Below are 18,581 nucleotides of genomic sequence, written 5' to 3'. Positions count from 1 at the left end.
CTAGATTTTCTCGGCGTCGAGCATACCGTAGCGAATGGCCAGGTGGGTCAGCTCCACATCACCATTAATATTAAGTTTACTGAACAACCGGTAACGATAGCTGTTCACGGTTTTGGGGCTCAGGTTCAACTGCTCGGAAATATCCGTTACTCGCTGGCCGCGGGTGATCATCAGCATGATCTGCAGCTCCCGCTCCGACAGTTCCTTGAACGGGTTTTCCTCATTGGAGAACTGACTCAGGGCCATGCGCTGGGCAATTTCCGGTGACAAATAACGCTGGCCGCTGTTCACCAGCCGAATGGCATTGATCATTTCTTCCGGCCCGGCACCCTTGGTCAGATAGCCGGCGGCACCTGCCTGCATGACCTTGGTGGGGAACGGGTTTTCAGTGTGAATGGTCAGAACAATGATTTTGATGTCCGGATTAAAACGCAGAATTTTGCGGGTGGCTTCCAGGCCGCCAATACCGGGCATATTCATGTCCATTAAAATCACGTCAGGATGATGCTCGCGACACCACTGCACGGCTTCTTCGCCACTTTTGGCCTCGCCGGTCACCTTCATTCCCTTGACGTCTTCTAAAATGCGTCGGATCCCTGTGCGCACTAACTCATGGTCATCAACCAGGAATACGTTTATCAAAGCTGTTCTCCGACTGCTTGTGGCCTGCTTAGCATATATCAATTGGCTATGCTTCGCATTATAACGAAAAAACGCAGGCATTGGCCTGCTGGAATATCTTAAGTATCAAATCGGCGCGAACTTGGCAACTCACCGGCTCACAAAGCAAATAAAGTATGGCCGCAGTAAAAACAAAAACAGACGCCGAAGCGTCTGTTTTTAGTCATGGATATTGGCCGGCTCAGAAGAAACTGTCGTCTTCGCTGTCCAGCTGGCGATACTCAATGTCGGCTGCCGCTTTGAGGGCATTGATAAGGCTCAGGTAGTCACGCTGTCCTTGTACCCTGCTCTGTCCCTGGCGCACCAGTGCCAGCTCGTCAGAAGGGGTTTCAGGCGTATTTACCTCGTCCAGACGCAGCACCGCAATGTCACCGCCAACCAGAGACACTGTGCTCAGGCTGGGCTCTTCATCAGGTGCCGGCATGGCAAACAGGGCATTGAGCAGTGCCGGATCCTGGGCGCTCTCACGGGTAACCTGCTCAAGCCGGGTGCTGTTCAGCTCACGCTCACTCAGCCAGTTGTCGGCACTGCCTTCACGCCAGGCCTGCTCCAGCTCGGCTGCCGCCTGCTGCGCCAGTTCGCCGGCCTTGTCCTGCAACGCAAGCTCGGTGGCCTCGGCTTTCACTTCTGCAAAGTCACGCACCGCTGCCGGCCGGTAGTCAAGCACTCGAATAACGACCGCCTGATTGGTATCCAGCTCAATAATGTCGGAGTTCATACGCTGCTCACGCAGCTCAACAGAAAAGGCTTTGTTGATCACCCGGGTGTCATTCAGCTGTTCCGGCAGCTCGCCGGCAGCCACAAAGTCGGTAGACGCTATGGTCAGGCCCAGTTCTTCAGCCGCAATATCCAGCGAGTCGGGGAATTCAAAGGCCAGCTCCGCCAGACGCTGCTCACGCTGATAGAAGTCGTCACCAGCCTGCTCCTGAGCCAAACGCTCGGCAATGCTGTTTCGCACTTCGTCCAGGGGTTTTACCTGAGCCGGGCGAACTTCAAGCAGCTTGATAATGTGCAGGCCAAAGTCGGTTTCTACCACACCGGAAACATCGCCTGTTTCTGCCAGAGCAAAAGCGGCATTATCAAAGGCCGGATCCAGAGTGCCCGCTTCCATCCAGTCCAGCTCGCCGCCTTTTTCACCGGTAAAAGTGTCATCAGACTCGGTTTCAGCCAGCTCGGCAAAGTCTTCACCGGCGTTCAGGCGGGACAGGATGCCGTCGATTTTTTCAGCGGCATCATCACCTTTATTGACCATGATATGGGCCACGCGGCGCTGCTCCGGCTGAGTGTAACTGGCCTGGTTAGCAGCGTAATAATCTTCAATCGCCTGCTCGTCAATATCCGCCGCCGTCACTGTGCCTGCATCCAGCAGCACATAGTTCAGCTTCACTTGCTCAGGACGCTGAAAACGCTCTGGGTGAGCCTCATACCAGGCTTTTGCTTCTTCTTCACTGACGGCAGCACTGGCCTCGAATTGCTCAAGCGGTAAACGGACCAGGGTAGCGCTGCGCTGCTGGTGAGTCAGACGGTCCAGCAGACCGGCTTCGCTTTCCAGCGAAAAGGCAGAGCCTACCACCGCATTCAATAACATCTGGCGGTTCAGATCCTGGCGAATGCTGTCACGCAGCTGCTCCGGGCTCAGATTATTACGGCTTAGCAGCTGCAGATAACGCTCGTTGTCAAACTGGCCGTCTACCTGAAACTCGGGCAAAGAGCGAATGGCATTGCGCACCTGCTCATCGCTGGCACGCAGCTGCAAATCATCAATTTTCTGGTCAATCAGGCGCTGCTCAATCAACTGCTCCAGCACAGAGCGGCGAATTTGCGCCACATAGGCAGGATCGGCCAGCAGCTGGCTGAACTGCTCGCCCAGCTGACTCTGCAAACGAGCGCGCTCGTTGCTGTAGGCATTTTCCAGTGCCTGAGCAGAAATCTCATCGCCGTTAACCACAGCCGCTATCTGTCTGGCAGGCTGAGTCACATAGCTGCCCACCCCCGCCAGGGCAAAAGACAGTATGATGGCACCCAGAATGATCTTGGAGGTAGTGCCCTGAGCACCTTCTCGCAGTTTGTCAAAAAACATAAGTTGTTATTGCTCCCGATGGCGGCAGGCCGCCAGTACCGAAAAAAAAGCGCACCACCGGATGCGCCTTGTTCGGAGTCAGTGTGGCCGGCAGTATTGCCGGCGTGCTGATATCAGTTAACGGCGTCTTTCAGGGCCTTTCCGGCTTTGAATGCAGGTGTTTTGGCCGCGGCAATCTGAATGGTGGCACCGGTTTGCGGGTTGCGGCCGGTACGGGCGGCGCGCTCACGCACTTCAAAAGTACCAAAGCCAACCAGAGAGACAGACTCACCATCTTTCAGAGTTTCGGTGATCGCTTCCACGAAAGCATCCAGTGCACGGCCGGCAGACGCCTTGGTGATGTCGGCGCCATCGGCGATTCTGTCAATCAGTTGAGATTTATTCACGGTCATTCCCCTTCATTTTATATTTGGCGTTGGTCGGATGACACAACCCTGTTATTTGAGTCTGATGACAGGGCTTCATCCCGACCCTGTCATCACAAGCTTTCCAAGGCTACTGCGACTCTCGGCTACTGACAAGCCTCAAACCGCAGCCGAGAGCGAAAAACCTCAGGCAGATGCCACGGTAAAGCCTTCCGGCGGCTGTTCCAGGGCCAGTTCCAGCACTTCCTCCACCCAGCGCACCGGATAAATGTCCAGATCGCCTTTGACGTTATCGGGAATTTCTTCCAGGTCACGCTCATTTTCTGCCGGGATCACCACCCGCTTGATGCCACCACGGTGGGCCGCCAGCAGTTTTTCCTTAAGGCCACCAATGGGCAGCACTTCGCCGCGCAGGGTTATCTCGCCGGTCATGGCCACATCGGCGCGCACCGGGTTGCCGGTGAGGCTGGACACCAGAGCGGTACACATGGCAATGCCGGCACTGGGGCCATCTTTGGGCGTGGCACCTTCGGGCACGTGCACATGAATATCCCGCTTCTCGTAAAAGTCGGCGTTAATGCGCCACTTTTCGGCGCGGGAGCGTACCACCGTCAGGGCCGCCTGAATGGACTCCTGCATCACATCGCCCAGGGAGCCGGTATAAGACAGCTTGCCCTTGCCCGGCACGTTGGCCACTTCAATGGTCAGCAGGTCGCCACCCACTTCGGTCCAGGCCAGTCCGGTTACCTGACCTATCTGATTGCTTTCTTCTGCCTTGCCATAGTCAAAGCGAATAACGCCCAGATAATTTTTCAGGTTGTCACCATTAATCACGACCTGTTTGATATCTTTATTAAGCAGAATTTCCTTCACCGCCTTGCGGCACAGCTTGGAAATTTCCCGCTCCAGACTACGCACCCCGGCTTCCCGGGTATAGTAGCGAATAATGCCGATAATGGCAGAATCTTCCACTACCAGCTCATTTTCTTTCAGGCCATTTCGGCTGATTTGCTTGGACAGCAAATGTCGTTTGGCAATATTGAGCTTTTCGTCTTCGGTGTAGCCGGACAGCCGAATCACTTCCATTCGGTCCAGCAGCGGCCCGGGTATGTTCATGGAGTTGGAGGTGGCCACAAACATCACATCGGAAAGGTCATAATCCACTTCCAGATAATGATCGTTAAAGCTGTGATTCTGCTCCGGATCCAGTACCTCCAGGAGGGCGGAAGACGGGTCACCACGCATGTCCGACGACATTTTGTCGATTTCGTCAAGCAGGAACAGCGGGTTGCGCACGCCCACCTTGGCCATTTTCTGAATCAGCTTGCCGGGCATGGAGCCGATATAGGTACGGCGGTGACCGCGGATTTCCGCCTCGTCACGCACGCCGCCCAGCGCCATGCGCACATATTTACGACCGGTGGATTTGGCAATGGACTGCCCCAGCGAGGTTTTACCCACACCGGGCGGACCCACCAGGCACAAAATGGGGCCTTTAATCTTGTTGGTCCGGCTCTGTACCGCCAGATATTCAATAATGCGCTCTTTGACCTTTTCCAGGCCATAGTGATCCGCGTCGAGCACTTCCTCGGCCTTGGCCAGGTCTTTTTTCACCTTGGACTTTTTCTTCCAGGGTACCGACACCATCCAGTCGATATAACCACGCACAACCGTGGCTTCTGCCGACATGGGTGACATCATTTTCAGCTTGGCAAGCTCGGCCTCGGCCTTTTGCTTGGCCTCGTCGGTCATGCCGGCGTCTTCAATTTTCTGCTGCAGCGCTTCAAATTCGTCGGGCACATCATCCAGCTCGCCCAGCTCTTTCTGAATGGCCTTCATCTGCTCATTCAGGTAATACTCACGCTGGCTCTTTTCCATCTGCTTTTTCACGCGGGCGCGAATGCGGCGCTCCACCTGCAGCAGATCCATCTCCGACTCCATCATTGCCATCAGGTACTCGAGGCGTTCACTGACCTCAACAATTTCCAGTACCTTCTGCTTGTCTTCCAGCTTCAGCGGCATGTGGGCAGCCATGGTGTCCGCCAGACGGGCAGCATCTTCAATGGCCGACAGCGAGGTCAGCACCTCGGGCGGAATTTTCTTGTTAAGCTTGATGTAGCCTTCAAACTGGGTGATGGCAGAGCGCACCAGCACTTCCTGCTCGCGCTCGTCCAGAGCCTGGGTGGCCAGATACTGGGCTTCAGCCACAAAGTAGCCGTCTTCTTCCCGCAGCTGCTCGAGCTGAGCCCGCTGGGCCCCTTCTACCAGTACCTTGACGGTACCATCGGGCAGCTTGAGCATTTGCAGTACGTTGGCCACAGTGCCCACCTGATAGACATCATCCGCACCCGGATCGTCGGTGGACGCATCTTTCTGGGCAACCAGCAGTACCTTCTTGTCCTGCTCCATGGCTGCTTCCAGGCAGCGAATGGATTTTTCCCGTCCTACGAACAGCGGGATCACCATATGAGGGTAAACCACCACGTCACGGAGAGGCAGGACGGGAGTTTCGATGCGTTCGGAACGCTCTAGGGTCATAATGTCCTCTCGGCTTGAATGCAAAGTATTAGCGCTTGGATGAGTATATGGGGGCAGGATCGCAAGATTCAATCACAACACCCGCAAAAACGAAAAAAGGGGCAAAAAGCCCCTTTTTCAGCTCAAAAAAGCCGCATTCAGTCGCCGGAAGCAGCCTGGCTGTCGCCTTTCTCATAAATGAGAATGGGATCAGACTCACCTTTGATCACGGTTTCGTCAATCACCACCTTGGAAACGTCGTCCATGGACGGCAAATCATACATGGTGTCGAGCAGTACAGCCTCTACAATGGAGCGCAGGCCCCGTGCCCCGGTCTTGCGTTCCATGGCCTTACGGGCAATCGCACGCAGGGCGTCGTCACGAAACTCAAGCTCGACATCCTCCAGAGAGAACAAGGCACCATACTGCTTGGTAAGGGCGTTTTTAGGCTCAGACAGGATCTGCACCAAAGCCTCTTCGTCCAGCTCGGTGAGGGTTGCCACCACCGGCAGACGCCCGATGAACTCGGGGATCAGGCCATACTTCACCAGATCTTCCGGCTCTACCCGGGTGAAGATATCACTCAGGCTGGATTTCTGATCCCGGGATTTCACCTCAGCACCAAAACCAATGCCGGTGCCCTTGTCCATGCGCTGCTCAATGACCTTGTCGAGACCGGCAAAAGCACCACCACACACAAACAGGATTTTGGAAGTATCTACCTGCAAAAATTCCTGCTGCGGATGCTTGCGTCCGCCCTGGGGCGGCACAGAGGCTACCGTGCCTTCAATCAGTTTCAGCAATGCCTGCTGCACGCCCTCGCCCGACACGTCCCGGGTAATGGACGGGTTATCGGACTTACGGGAGATCTTGTCGATTTCATCGATGTAAACAATGCCACGCTGGGCTTTTTCCACATCGTAGTCGCACTTTTGCAGCAGCTTCTGAATAATGTTCTCGACATCTTCGCCCACATAACCGGCTTCGGTCAGGGTGGTGGCATCGGCCATGGTAAAGGGCACGTCCAGCAGACGGGCCAGGGTTTCCGCCAGCAGGGTTTTGCCCGAGCCGGTAGGACCAATCAGCAGAATGTTGGACTTGCCCAGTTCAACGCCGTCGGCACCGGTGGCATTGCGCAGCCGCTTGTAGTGGTTGTATACCGCTACCGCCAGCACTTTTTTGGCATGATCCTGACCAATGACATAATCGTCCAGATGAGCACGGATTTCATGAGGCGTGGGCAGGGCATCGCCCTCACGCTTGGGTGAAATATCCTTGATCTCTTCCCGAATGATGTCTTCGCACAGTTCGACACATTCGTCACATATATAGACGGAAGGGCCGGCGATCAGCTTGCGCACTTCATGTTGGCTTTTACCGCAAAAGGAACAGTACAGCAATTTGCCGCCGTCCCCTTCGCCCTTGCGTTTGTCTGTCATTCAGTCACCTCGTGTGGATGCAGCGCGGGGTGTCACCCTGTTCGGGCCTCTACTGCACAGTGTACAGCACCCCGCCCCGCTTTGCTCAGTCGCGCTTGAGAAGCACCTCGTCAACCAGGCCGTATTCTTTGGCCTGTTCCGCTGACATAAAGTTGTCGCGGTCGGTATCGCGCTCGACCACCGACAGATCCTGGCCGGTATGCTCGGCCAGCAGCCGGTTGAGCTTTTCCTTGATATAGAGAATTTCCTTGGCGTGGATCTGAATGTCCGACGCCTGCCCCTGAAAGCCACCCAGGGGCTGGTGAATCATCACCCGGCTGTTGGGCAGGGCAAAGCGCTTGCCCGGTGCACCGCCGGCCAGCAAAAACGCTCCCATGGAGCAGGCCTGTCCCATGCACACAGTGCTGACGTTAGGCTTGATAAACTGCATGGTATCGTAGATGGACATGCCCGCAGTCACGGAGCCACCCGGAGAATTGATATACAGATAAATGTCTTTTTCCGGATTTTCTGATTCCAGAAACAGCAGCTGGGCGCAGATCAGGTTGGCCATGTGATCTTCAACCTGACCGGTCAGAAATATCACCCGCTCCTTCAGCAGCCGCGAGTAAATATCGTAGGAACGCTCACCCTTGGCTGTCTGCTCCACCACCATGGGGATCAGGGCGGCCAGAGGGCCGTCCGTCATCGGATTCTGGTTGTTCGACATAAAATTTGTGTCCCTAAAACAAAATGGCCCGAGTGCACTTACACTGGGGCCATTATACGCAAGAGCTTGATGCTTAAGTCAAATGATCTTAAGCGCCCATACCCGGCTTGTTCATCACTTCGTCAAAGGAAACCTGCTTGTCGGTCACCTTGGCCTGAGACAGCACAAACTCGATAGCCTGATCTTCTACCGCCAGGCTGCGCACGTTTTCCAGCAGCTGGGGGTTGTCGTTGTAGTAAGCCACCACTTCAGACGGATCTTCATAGGCAGACGCCATGGAGGTGATGATTTCCTGTACCTTGGCGTCGTCAGCCTTGATCTCATTGGTCTTGATCAGCTCGCCCAGCACCAGACCCACGCGCACGCGACGCTCGGCCTGATCCTTGAACAGTTCAGCAGGCAGCTCAGGCGCATTTTTTGCGTCCAGACCACCAAACCGCTGCATGGCCTGCTTGCGCAGCGTGTCTACTTCACTGTTGATCAGAGACTGGGGCACTTCTACCTGGTTCTGCTCCAGCAGACCGTCAATCACCTGCTCTTTCACGGACGCTTTCAGGGCCTGAGCCAGTTCGCGCTCCATGTTTTTGCGTACTTCGGCTTTCAGGCCGTCAACGCTGCCGTCGGCAATGCCAAAGCGCTTCACGAACTCTTCGGTCAGTTCGGGCAGCTGCTGGGCTTCTACCTTGGTCAGGGTGATGGCGAAGCTGGCCGGCTTGCCTTTCAGGTTTTCGGCGTGATATTCCTCGGGGAAGGTCACTTCAATGGTGAACTCGTCGCCGGCTTTCTTGCCCAGCAGACCGTCTTCAAAGCCCGGGATCATGCGGCCGGAGCCCAGTACCAGCACGAAGTCATCGGCCTTGCCGCCTTCAAACTCTTCACCGTCTACAGAGCCCACGAAGTTCATGGTCACGCGGTCGCCGTCTTCGGCGGCGCGGTCGGCTTCGGTCCAGTCGGCGTGCTGCTTGCGCAGGGTGTCGATCATATTGTCCAGATCGGCATCGGTCACTTCGGCCTGCGGCTTCTCAACGGCTACGGCGTCCAGACCTTTTACTTCCACTTCCGGATACACTTCAAAGGTAGCGGTAAAGGTGAAGTCTTCGCCGGTCTTGATCGGCGTCGGCTCCATGGTGGGCATGCCCGCCGGGTTGAGCTTTTCGCTCATTACGGCTTCAAAGAAGTTGCGCTGCATCAGCTCGCCGGCCACGTCGGCTTCAACGGACGGACCAAACATTTTCTTGATAACGGTCAGCGGGGCTTTACCGGGACGGAAGCCGTCAATACGACGGGTTTTGGCCAGCTGACGCAGACGGCTGTTCACTTCACCGCTTACCTGATCGGCGGGAACAGTAATGGTCAGGCGGCGCTCCAGGCCCTGGGTCGTCTCTACAGAAACTTGCATTCTTTTACCTCAATGTTCTTCAGCACAGCGGTGCTGACCCTGTGATATGTGAAACAGCCCGGGCTGCTCCTTGGATCCTGATGAAGACTCGGTCTTCGCTAAAAACAGACGCGGCATTATAACGGTGCTGTTTGCCAGCGTCGAGTAACGAAAACGCTCCCTGGCCAAGGAATATGGGGCTAAAATGGTGCTTTTCAAGGCGTTTGCATGTTTTTTACCATCAAGTCGCCTTAAAACAGGCCACCTTGTGTTCGGCCGCTCCCATCAGGCGAGGCATGGACTGCCCGCATGCTTCATCTGCCAGCGGACAACGGGTGCGGAACACACAACCCGACGGCGGACTGAGTGGTGAGGGCAATTCCCCTTCCAGCAACGGTACCGACTTGGCCCTTTCTGCATCGGGATCCGGCACCGGCACGGCGCTGAGCAGTGCCTGCGTATAAGGATGCTTTGGAGCCTTATAAAGGGCGTGCTTGTCGGCCAGCTCAACGCCATGGCCCAGATACATCACCAGCACTCTGGTCGAGATATGGCGCACCACCGACAGATCGTGAGCAATAAAGATCAGCGCCAGCCCCATTTCCCGCTGCAGATCTTTCAGCAGATTAATGACCTGGGCCTGCACCGACACATCCAGTGCCGAAACCGGCTCGTCACAGATAATCAGTTTGGGCTTTAATATCAGCGCCCGGGCAATGCCAATGCGCTGACACTGGCCGCCGGAAAACTCATGGGGATAGCGGTTAATCAGGTTGGGCAGCAGCCCCACCCGCGCCATCATGGCTTCTACTCGCTGGCGCACTTCGGCCTTGCCAAGTTTGGGATAATAGGTATTCAGCGGCTCGGCAATAATGTCGCCCACCGTCATGCGCGGATTAAGCGAGGCCAGCGGATCCTGAAAGATCATCTGCATGTCCCGGCGCACTTCACGCCACTGACTGTCAGACATACCGTTCAGCTCCCGCCCCAGCCAGCTCACACTGCCGCCTGTGCTGTGCACCAGACCAATAATGGCCCGGGCCAGAGTGGACTTGCCACAGCCCGACTCTCCCACTATCCCTAAGGTTTCGCCGGGAGCCACCTCCAGGCTGACGCTGTCCACCGCTTTTAATTGCTGTGGTGCCTGCCAGGGCCAGGATTTGTTGGCACGCACGGCAAAGTGCACCTTCAGATCATTCACTTGCAGCAAGGGCTCAGTCATGGCTCACCTCCAGAAAACAGGCGCAGCGGCGGCCGGCGGCGGTATTGACCAGGGGCGGTGTCTGCTCACGGCAGCGTGCAAACACATGGGGGCAACGCTGCTGAAACGGGCAGCCTGGCGGCAGCCGCAGCAGGTTGGGTGGATTGCCGGCAATGGTATGCAATGTCTCACTATTACCATCCAGCCGGGGAATGGCCTGCAGCAGCCCCTGAGTGTAAGGGTGCTCCGGCTGATAAAAGAGCTCCCGCACCGCTCCGGTTTCCATGGTGCGACCCGCATACATCACCAGTACTCGATCACAACTGCCCGCCACCACGCCCAGGTCGTGAGTAATCAGAATAATGGCGGTGTTGAACTCGGTTTTCAGCTCATTGAGCAGACTCATAATCTGGGCCTGCACCGTCACGTCCAGCGCCGTGGTGGGTTCATCGGCAATCAGCAGTTTTGGCCGGCACAAGAGTGCCATGGCAATCATCACCCGCTGGCGCATACCGCCGGAAAACTCATGAGGATAACGGCCCATGCGATCCCGCGCTTCGGGTATTTTTACCGCCTCCAGCATGCGCACCGACTCGTTAAAAGCCTGCTGCCGGCTTATCCCCTTGTGCAGCACCAGCACTTCCATCAGCTGCTCGCCCACTTTCATGTAGGGATTGAGCGAGGTCATGGGGTCCTGAAAAATCATGGCAATTTCTTCGGCGCGAATGCGGTTCAGTGCCCGCTGAGACAACCCCAGCAACTCTTTGCCCTGATAGCGCAGGCTGCCACTGGTGCGGCCGTTTTTGGCCAGCAACCCCATAATGGCAAAGGCAGTCTGACTTTTGCCTGAGCCCGATTCCCCTACAATTCCCAGGGTCTCGCCGGCGTTGAGTGAAAAACTCAGATCATTGACCGCGACCACCTGCCCTTCCGGAGTAGCAAACTCCACCCTCAGAGCATCGACATTAAGCAGTTCCATACCAGCCTCCGTCAGCGGTCGCGGGGATCCAGGGCATCACGCAGGCCATCCCCCAGAAAGTTAAAACAAAACAGGGTCACCACCATAAAACCGGCAGGGAACAGCAGCTGCCAGGGGGCCACTTCCATCGACTTGGCGCCTTCATCCAGCAGAGCCCCCCAGCTGGTCATGGGCTCCTGTACTCCCAGCCCCAGAAAGCTGAGAAACGACTCAAACAAAATCATGCCCGGCACCAGCAGGGTGGCGTAGACCACCACTATGCCCAGCACGTTGGGCACGATATGGCGCACAATAATGCGAAACCGGCTCACGCCGCACACTTCGGCGGCCTCGATAAACTCCCGGCGTTTCAGGCTCAGGGTCTGGCCGCGCACAATCCGCGCCATATCGAGCCAGCTGACCGCACCAATGGCAAAGAAAATAAGCCCGATATTACGGCCAAAAAAGGTCACCAGCAGGATCACAAAGAACATAAAGGGAAAGGAGTACAGAATTTCCAGTATGCGCATCATCACCCTGTCGGTGCGCCCGCCCACAAAGCCGGCGGTGGCCCCGTAAAGGGTGCCGATCACCACTGCCACCAGGGCACCGAGCAGGCCCACCATCAGCGAGATGCGCCCGCCCACCAGGGTACGCACAAATAAATCCCGCCCCAGGGAGTCGGTCCCGAAATAGTGACCACTGGCCAGCTCAGGGGCCGCCATCATGGCCCCCCAGTCGGTGTCGTCATAGGCGTAATCGGAAAAAGCAGGTCCGGCGATCACCAGTACCGTCATCAGCAATAGCATAAGCAGGCTGGCCAGCGCCGCCCGGTTTTGCAAAAAGCGACGGCGGGCATCGGCCCACAGCGAGCGGCCCTTGACCTCCAGCTCATCGGCAAACTGGAGCACGGCCGCGGTTTTATCCTTGGTGGTAACCATGAATACCTCAGTAACGGATTTTGGGATCGATCAGGGCGTAAAGAATATCGACCACCGCATTAAAGGTGATGGTAAGCGCCCCCACCAGAATGGTGAGTCCCAGCACCATGGAGTAGTCCCGGTTCAGGGCACCGTTAACAAACAGCTGACCGATACCGGGCAGACCAAAGATGGTTTCTATCACTACCGAGCCGGTAATGATGCCTACAAAGGCCGGCCCCAGATAGGACACCACCGGCAGCAGCGCCGGCCGCAGGGCATGGCGCAGCAGAATGCGCGACATGGGCAGCCCTTTTGCCCTGGCGGTACGAATAAAGGGCGCATTCATCACTTCTATCATGGCACCGCGCATAATGCGGGCAATGGCGGCTATGTAGTGCATCATCATGGCGGTCACCGGCAGCACCAGATATTGCCAGCCACCGCCCTGCCAGCCACCCGCGGGCAGCCACTTAAGCGCGATGGAAAAGGCCAGAATAAGCAGCGGTGCCAGCACAAAGGAAGGGATCACCACCCCCAGCATGGCACCGGACATCACCATATAATCCACCCAGCTGTTTTGCCGGAGCGCCGCTGTCATGCCGGCTGCCACACCAAATAGCACGGCCCCGGCAAAGGCAAACAGACCAATGCGGGCCGATACCGGCAGCGCCTGTGCCACCAGATCGTTTACGGTAAAGTCCCGGTATTTAAAGGACGGCCCCAGATCGCCCTGCGCCAGATTGCCCAGATAAGTGAAGTACTGCTCCATCACCGGTTTGTCGAGGCCGTATTTGGCTTCGATATTGGCCATGACTTCCGGCGGCAGGGCCCGTTCCGAGCTGAACGGGTTGCCCGGCGCAAAACGCATCATAAAAAAGGAGATGGTGATCAGCACCAGCAGGGTGGGAATGGCTTCCAGCACCCGCCTGAGGATGAATTTAAACATGGGTTAACCTTTAGGGAAGCACCAGCAGCATGAAGAAAACGTAAGTTGGGACGAGTCCCAACCTGATTCATCAGGGCGCGATTACTTCGCCTTGATATACATATCCTTGCTGTAGAGGTTATCCAGCGGGTTATCAGGGTAGCCACCCACTGTGGGCTGCACTAGCCGCGCTTTTACATACTGATAAACCGGCGCTATGGGCATGTCTACCGCCAGAATTTCCTCGGCCTGAGCATAAAGATCGTTGCGGGCGCTTTCATCAGTGGCCAGGCGCGAGGCCGACATTAGCTTGTCGAACGCGGGGCTGCTGTATTTGCCGTCGTTATTGCCATGGCCGCTTTGCATCAGATCCAGCATGCTGGACGCCTCGTTATAGTCGGCAATCCAGCCGGCCCGGGCCACGTCAAAGTTCCCTTGAGTTTTGGTGTCGAGGTAGGTTTTCCACTCCTGATTAACCAGCTCCACTTCCACCCCCAGATGCTTTTTCCACATGGAAGCAATGGCCACCGCCACCTTGCGGTGATTGTCGTTGGTGTTATAGAGCAATTCAAAGCGCAGCGGATTGCTCTTGCCGTAGCCAGCGGCTTCGATCAGCTCACGGGCTTTTTCATCCCGTTGTTGCTGGCTCCAGCCGGCCCAGTCCAGTGCCGGCGGGGTAAAACCGTCGACTACCTCTGGGGCCAGGGTGTAGGCGGGAATTTCCCCCTGCCCCATTACCTTATGGGCAATAATGTCACGGTCGATGGCATAAGACAGCGCATTGCGCACCCGGGCATCATCAAAGGGCGGTTTCTGGGTATTGAACACATAGTAGTAAGTGCCTACATAGCCGCCCACGCGAATAGCATCGGGGTGGCTGGCCTGCAGCCGCTTGAAGTGCTCCAGCGGAATTTCATAGGTCATGTCCAGCTCGCCGGACAAAAACCGGTTCATTTCGGCGTTCTGGGACGCGATGGGCAAAAAGGTGACTTCTTCCACCACGGTGGCGTTGTTATTCCAGTAATGAGGGTTGCGCTTCAGCTCTATGCGCTCGTTCACCACCCAGTTTTTCAGCTGGTAGGCACCGTTGGATACCATATTGCCCACCCGGGTCCATTCATCACCGTATTTTTCTACTGTGGCCCTGTGCACCGGATAGGTGGAAGTGTGAGACAGCATGGACACAAAATAAGGCACCGGACTGGCCAGGGTGATTTGCAGCGTGTGCTCATCCAAGGCTTTTACGCCCAGCTCACTGGCGGGCTTGTCGCCGTTGACCACCTCAGTGGCGTTAACAATGGTGGCTTTTTCCAGATACCAGGAATAGGGGGACGCGGTATTGGGATCCACTGCCCGCTTGAAGGCATATTCAAAGTCGGCGGCAGTGACGGCATCACCGTTGGACCATCTGGCATCCTTGCGCAAATGGAACAGATATACCAGGTTGTCGTCGGTTTCCCAGCGCTCGGCTACGCCGGGCACCACTTCGCCGTTGGGGCCGGAATTGACCAATGCTTCAAACAGGTCTCTCAGTACATTGGCCTCGGGTACGCCTTCCACTTTATGCGGGTCAAGGGATGCAGGCTCGGAGCCATTGCCTCGTACCAGTTGCTGAATATCGGCAAGCTGAGTGCCTTCGGGCACAACGGCAGCATAAGCAGGCAATGCCGGCAGGGTGGCAAGCGACAGGGCAAGCAGGGATGTTTTCAGCGTCATGATTCTCTCCTTGAGTGAGCGCAACAGGCTCAGTGGTCCTGATTTCAATTCGGTTATAGCATGACAAAATTCCAAAATAAACGAAACAACTGGTTTACATCACCAATATGCTGGCCATATCCAGAATGAATAAGAGCCAGAGGTAAACAAAAAAGGCATGCCGAAGCATGCCTTTTCACCGTTATTCAATATAAGCCGGCGTGATCAGAAAGAAACGCGGCGATACTGGCGGTATTCCGGAGTCCAGTAGTTGAACTCAATGGCCTTATCCAGCTGCTCATCGGAAATCTGCAGCGCATGGCCCTGCAACTGAGCGGTTTTGGCAACCATTTTGGCAATCTGGCGGCTTACCTGCTGAATCTCGCCCAGCGGCGGCAGCAAGGCACCTTCACCATTTTTCGCCAGCGGCGAGCAGGCGGCCAGAGCACGGCTGGATGCCATCAGCATGGCATCGGTCACCCGCTTGGCACCACAGGCCAGTACTCCCAGACCAATGCCGGGGAAGATGTAGGAGTTATTGCACTGGGCAATCTCGTACAGAGTCCCTTTGTACTCTACCGGTGCAAAGGGACTGCCGGTGGCGACCAGCGCCTTGCCGTCGGTCCAGTTAATGATCTCTTCCGGCGTGGCCTCAACCCGGGAAGTGGGGTTGGACAACGGGAAGATAATGGGACGCTCACAGTGGGCGTGCATGGTCTGCACCACTTCCTTGGTAAACAGACCCGGCTGGCCGGAAACACCAATCAGAATATCGGGCTTGGCGTTCTGCATCACTTCCAGCAGCGAGATATTGTCACCGGCCACGGTCCAGTCCTGCAAGTTCTCCGCAGACTGGGCCAGCGGGCGCTGAAAGTCCACCAGGTTAGGCATATTGTCGGTGAGCAGACCAAAACGATCTACCATGTAGACCCGCTCACGGGCCTTGGCATCAGACAGGCCTTCGGCCTTCATCTGCGCCACTATCTGCTCGGCAATACCACAACCGGCGGAGCCGGCACCCAGGAAGGCAACCTTTTTATCGGACAGTTTGCTGCCGCTGGCCTGACAGGCAGCAATCAGTGAACCCAGGGTCACGGCGGCAGTGCCCTGAATGTCATCATTAAAACAGCACAGCTCGTCTTTATAACGGTTCAGCACCGGCATGGCGTTCTTCTGGGCAAAGTCTTCAAACTGCAGCAGTACGTTCGGCCAGCGACGTTTCACTGCCTGAATAAAGGCATCGACAAATTCTTCGTATTCCTCGCCGGTGACCCGCGGGTTGCGCCAGCCCATGTACATGGGATCTTTCAGCAGCTGCGGGTTATTGGTACCCGGATCCAGCACCACCGGCAGGGTATAAGCCGGAGAAATGCCGCCACAGGCCACATACAAAGACAGCTTGCCAATGGGAATGCCCATGCCGCCAATGCCCTGGTCACCCAGGCCCAGAATACGCTCGCCATCGGTAACCACAATCACCTTAACGTTACGCTTGGTGGCGTTTTGCAGAATGTCGTCGATATGGTCTTTATCGGCATAAGAGATAAACAGACCCCGGGCGCGACGATAGATATTGGAGAACTCCTCACAGGCCTGACCCACAGTCGGGGTATAGATGATGGGCATCATCTCGGTGAGGTGATCTTCTACCAGACGATAAAACAGGGTTTCGTTGGTATCCTGAATATTGCGCAGATAGATGTGTTTATCGAGATTATTCTGAAACCCGCAGTACTGCTTGTAGGCCCGCTCGACCTGCTCTTCGATGGTTTCAATATTATTAGGAAGAAGACCGTCCAGGTTAAATGCCAGCCGTTCTTCCTTGGTGAACGCACTGCCCTTGTTCAGCAAGGGAGTTTCAAGCAGCGCAGGGCCAGCATAGGGGATGTAAAGGGCACGTTTGTCCTGATGGTCTTGGGGCATAGACATCTCGCTTAGTTATTTTTCCGCAGGAAAGTCATGAGTGGTAATTACAGTACGGGGGCTTGGCAAGCAGTATAAGCCAAGCCTCGTATACAAACCACCACTCAAAGGGCTTATTAATCACGCCGCCGCTTGTATACAGTTACGACCACTGCGTTTAGCCTCATACAACGCCTCATCGGCCCGGTTCAGCAACTGCTGCAGTTCACTGTGATGATCGCCCTGCACCACACCGGCACTGAGAGTCACGGTAATTTCTTCCTCACCCAGCGGATTTTCTACCGGCTGGGATTCGACTGCCAGGCGTAATGTTTCGGCCTGGCGTAATCCTTGCTCCAGCGGTGTATCGGGCAGCAGCACCATAAACTCTTCCCCGCCATAGCGGGCCATGATGGCCTCTGAGCCAAAAATATCTCCCAGGGTGGTGGCTACTCTTACCAGCACTTCATCACCCATCAGGTGGCCATATTCATCGTTGATGCGCTTGAATTTATCCAGATCGAACAGAATAAGCGTAAATGGCTTGCCCGGCTGCTCTTGCTGAACCTGCTCCAGCTGACGAAGAAACAGCCGCCGGTTCATTAAGCGGGTCAGCGGATCCCGGGTAGACTCCCGGTATAAATCCAGCAACATGCGTAACTGACCGGCCTGCACCCAGATCATGGCCAGACTGAAACAAATCAGCAGCCATAATCGATCCAGTAGTGCACCGTTATTCAGACTGCGGGAATCCAGCCAGTAATCCGTTGCCAGTACACAGACAATCACCATCAGTGCCACTCTCAGACCGGACTTGACCGGCAGCGGCAGCACACTCAGCAGTGCCAGCAGAAAATAAGGAAAAGCAATATAACCGATGGGAATGGGCGTGCCGTCGCGAAAGCTCCACAAGCTGACAAAGTTAAAAATCAGCAACACGCCCAGCAGAAAATAAAGGGAAGCAAACATCCAGCGCCGGTTCAGCTTGCATAAATAGCTGAGGGGTAGCAAAGGGGTCAGCATGGCACCGGTGATCAGCCTGATTTTCCAGATCAGCTGAAAGTGTGCCGAATCCAGTACCCACCAGTCCACCGCAATCCAGCCGGCAATGCCACCAATCAATAACATCACCAGCCAGCGAAAACGAATGGCCACAAAGCCGATACGCGTCAGTTTAAAATCACCGGAGTGATAGCTGTCGCTCCAGTATTCCTTGAGTTCCAAGCCTTTCCCCTCTTTTGTTAAGGCAAAGCGAATGAAAAGCCATGCAAGACAATATCAGCCTTACTGATATTGCAGCGGCGGTGACGGAATTCGAAAAAACGCTAACACTACCCAAAGCAGCCGCCATGCGCCAGCGGATTTTCACCATTATCCGGCCCGGTTGCAGCCTTGGGTGTTAAGTGACAAAATTCCGTTCACCCTTTCAGGAAGACAACATCATGACCGTGATTCTTTACGGCATCAAAAACTGCGATACCGTCAAAAAAGCTCGCAAGTGGCTGGAACAGGCCGGCGTAGACTACCACTTTAAAGACCATCGTGCTGACGGGCTGGATCCGGCACAACTGGACCACTGGCTGAGTGTGCTGGGTCATGAGGCGCTGGTCAACAAGCGTGGCACCACCTGGCGGGCGCTGAGCGATGAACAAAAAGCCATGCTTGGCCCAGATACCGCAGCCGCCCTGCTGCTGGCCAACCCTGCCATGATCAAACGCCCGCTGCTGAACATTGACGGCGAGCTTCATCTTGGTTTTAAACCTGAGCTGTATGCCAGCTTGTTCAACCAATAATACGTTAAGGAAAAA

16 protein-coding genes are annotated in these 18,581 nt (G+C 55.7%); 2 read left to right on the top strand and 14 right to left on the bottom strand.

Going from position 1 to position 18,581, the window contains the following annotated elements:
* From uvrY to N2M06_RS05950, 14 genes are all read right to left on the bottom strand, one after another.
* Positions 1–642 (bottom strand): UvrY/SirA/GacA family response regulator transcription factor, encoded by a 642-nt coding sequence (gene uvrY, locus N2M06_RS06015; RefSeq protein WP_026344701.1) that lies wholly within the window; start codon positions 640–642, stop codon positions 1–3.
* Between the two features lie 220 nt (positions 643–862).
* Complete coding sequence (locus N2M06_RS06010; protein ID WP_317074704.1) at positions 863–2,761, bottom strand: SurA N-terminal domain-containing protein; 1,899 nt, start codon at positions 2,759–2,761, stop codon at positions 863–865.
* 113 nt (positions 2,762–2,874) lie between these two features.
* Entirely contained in the window at positions 2,875–3,147 is a 273-nt protein-coding gene (locus N2M06_RS06005; RefSeq protein ID WP_026344702.1) for an HU family DNA-binding protein, read from the bottom strand.
* 165 nt (positions 3,148–3,312) lie between these two features.
* Positions 3,313–5,664 (bottom strand): endopeptidase La, encoded by a 2,352-nt coding sequence (lon, locus tag N2M06_RS06000; RefSeq protein ID WP_346351923.1) that lies wholly within the window; start codon positions 5,662–5,664, stop codon positions 3,313–3,315.
* Positions 5,665–5,801: 137 nt separating this feature from the next.
* Positions 5,802–7,082, bottom strand: a complete 1,281-nt coding sequence (clpX, locus tag N2M06_RS05995; RefSeq protein ID WP_019934057.1) for an ATP-dependent protease ATP-binding subunit ClpX — start codon at positions 7,080–7,082, stop codon at positions 5,802–5,804.
* 85 nt (positions 7,083–7,167) lie between these two features.
* Entirely contained in the window at positions 7,168–7,791 is a 624-nt protein-coding gene (gene clpP / locus N2M06_RS05990; RefSeq protein WP_051089261.1) for an ATP-dependent Clp endopeptidase proteolytic subunit ClpP, read from the bottom strand.
* A gap of 88 nt (positions 7,792–7,879) precedes the next feature.
* Entirely contained in the window at positions 7,880–9,190 is a 1,311-nt protein-coding gene (tig, locus tag N2M06_RS05985) for a trigger factor (protein WP_346351922.1), read from the bottom strand.
* A 220-nt stretch (positions 9,191–9,410) separates the two neighbouring features.
* A complete protein-coding gene (oppF, locus tag N2M06_RS05980) occupies positions 9,411–10,391 on the bottom strand; it encodes a murein tripeptide/oligopeptide ABC transporter ATP binding protein OppF (protein ID WP_019934060.1) in 981 nt (326 codons plus the stop codon).
* Positions 10,384–11,349, bottom strand: a complete 966-nt coding sequence (gene oppD / locus N2M06_RS05975) for an oligopeptide ABC transporter ATP-binding protein OppD (protein WP_317074707.1) — start codon at positions 11,347–11,349, stop codon at positions 10,384–10,386. Before oppD ends, oppF begins: the two co-directional genes overlap by 8 nt.
* 11 nt (positions 11,350–11,360) lie before the next feature.
* On the bottom strand, positions 11,361–12,269 hold the full coding sequence (gene oppC, locus N2M06_RS05970) for an oligopeptide ABC transporter permease OppC (RefSeq protein WP_346351921.1): 909 nt from the start codon (positions 12,267–12,269) through the stop codon (positions 11,361–11,363).
* A 7-nt stretch (positions 12,270–12,276) separates the two neighbouring features.
* Positions 12,277–13,197 carry an oligopeptide ABC transporter permease OppB gene (gene oppB, locus N2M06_RS05965; RefSeq protein WP_019934063.1) on the bottom strand — a complete coding sequence of 307 codons (921 nt, stop codon included), beginning with the start codon at positions 13,195–13,197 and terminating at the stop codon, positions 12,277–12,279.
* A gap of 81 nt (positions 13,198–13,278) precedes the next feature.
* The gene (locus N2M06_RS05960; RefSeq protein ID WP_346351920.1) at positions 13,279–14,892 is read right to left on the bottom strand and encodes an ABC transporter substrate-binding protein; all 1,614 of its coding nucleotides are present in this window, start codon (positions 14,890–14,892) and stop codon (positions 13,279–13,281) included.
* 204 nt (positions 14,893–15,096) lie between these two features.
* Complete coding sequence (locus N2M06_RS05955; RefSeq protein WP_019934065.1) at positions 15,097–16,794, bottom strand: NAD-dependent malic enzyme; 1,698 nt, start codon at positions 16,792–16,794, stop codon at positions 15,097–15,099.
* A 120-nt stretch (positions 16,795–16,914) separates the two neighbouring features.
* The gene (locus tag N2M06_RS05950; RefSeq protein WP_019934066.1) at positions 16,915–17,997 is read right to left on the bottom strand and encodes a GGDEF domain-containing protein; all 1,083 of its coding nucleotides are present in this window, start codon (positions 17,995–17,997) and stop codon (positions 16,915–16,917) included.
* A gap of 41 nt (positions 17,998–18,038) precedes the next feature.
* Here N2M06_RS05950 and N2M06_RS05945 point away from each other — a divergent pair, with 41 nt between their 5' ends.
* The gene (locus N2M06_RS05945; RefSeq protein WP_019934067.1) at positions 18,039–18,176 is read left to right on the top strand and encodes a hypothetical protein; all 138 of its coding nucleotides are present in this window, start codon (positions 18,039–18,041) and stop codon (positions 18,174–18,176) included.
* 39 nt (positions 18,177–18,215) lie between these two features.
* A complete protein-coding gene (locus N2M06_RS05940) occupies positions 18,216–18,566 on the top strand; it encodes an ArsC family reductase (protein ID WP_317074710.1) in 351 nt (116 codons plus the stop codon).
* The last annotated feature ends 15 nt before the right edge of the window (positions 18,567–18,581 follow it).

Source organism: Oceanimonas sp. AH20CE76, assembly GCF_039654065.1.
GTDB lineage: Bacteria > Pseudomonadota > Gammaproteobacteria > Enterobacterales > Aeromonadaceae > Oceanimonas > Oceanimonas smirnovii.
The sequence above is the reverse complement of the archived record's forward strand: the minus strand, read 5'-3'. Positions and strand labels throughout refer to the sequence as shown.